General features: G+C 57.7%; 1 protein-coding gene and 1 pseudogene. Both read left to right on the top strand.

Features of this window, described 5'->3' with window-relative positions; translation table 11 throughout:
- On the top strand, positions 1-292 hold a 292-nt coding region (locus tag IE158_RS13405; protein WP_229839144.1), incomplete at its 5' end, for a transposase.
- Between the two features lie 11 nt (positions 293-303).
- Positions 304-1,110: pseudogene (locus IE158_RS13400) on the top strand (IS3 family transposase); the annotation flags it as partial.

The following is a 1,110-nucleotide window of genomic DNA, read 5'->3' as shown; positions in this document are numbered from 1 at the left end:
TGGCAGGCTGAAAGCGAGCCACCCTATGAAGAAGAAGTTCACCGACGACCAGATTATTGCCCTCCTCAGCGAAGCCCAGCAGGGAGACCTGACCACCGAAGAACTGTGCCGCAAGTATGGGTGCAGCACCGCCTCCTTCTACACCTGGAAGAAGAAGTTTGGGGATACGTCCAGTGACCAGGCCAGACTCCTGCGCCGTCTGCAGCGGGAAAACGAGCGACTGCTGCGACTGGTTGGCCAGCAGCAGTTCGAGCTGGAAGCCATGAAGGATGTCCTGGCAAAAAAGCGGTAACCACGGGTCAGAAACGTGAAGCTGCCCGGCAGCTTCACGGCAAAGGGCTGACCCAGAGACGGGCCTGTGAGCTGGCGAGCTTACCTCCTTCCAGCTTCTACTACCAACCAAGGACGCCTGACATCACTCAGCTCACGGCCCGTATCCGTGAACTGGCCCTGGAGCATCCGGCCCGTGGTTACCGCTTCATCCACACACTGCTCTGCCGTGAAGGGTGGAAGGTAGGCCGCAAACGCGTGCACCGCATCTGGCAGCGAGAAAATCTGATTCAGAAAGGCAGGTCATCCAGAAAAATTCGTACAGGACAGCGAGTTCCGCAATTTGCTACCCGCCCAAACGAAGTTTGGGCCTACGACTTCATTCACGAGAGCCTGGAGGATGGCTCTGCCATCCGTATCCTGACCATCAAAGACGAGTTCACTCGTCGCTGCCTGGCTTTGCGTGTAGAGCACAGCTTCACAGCCCAGAAAGTTCGGCAAGTCCTGGAGGAACTGATGACCTTGCGTGGCCCACCAGCGTTCGTCCGGAGCGACAATGGACCGGAGTTCATCGCCCATGACCTGACCCTGTGGCTGGCAGGGCAGGACATCAGGGCGCGCTACATCGAACCCGGCAAACCCTGGCAGAACGGGTTTGCTGAGGCATTTCACTCGCGACTTCGGGTGGAATGCCTGAATAGAGAAGTCTTCTTTTCCGTCAGGCACGCACAAGTCATCCTTGATGACTGGAGGCACTTCTACAACCACAACAGGCCCCATTCATCCCTGGATGACCTGACTCCGCAGGAATTCCTGGCCAAGTATCAGGCGACCGAGCCT

Origin of the sequence: Deinococcus piscis (assembly GCF_014653275.1) — a bacterium.
In the GTDB taxonomy this organism is placed as follows: Bacteria; Deinococcota; Deinococci; order Deinococcales; family Deinococcaceae; genus Deinococcus; species Deinococcus piscis.
Note: the sequence above shows the minus strand (reverse complement) of the source record. Positions and strands in the feature narration are given on the sequence as shown.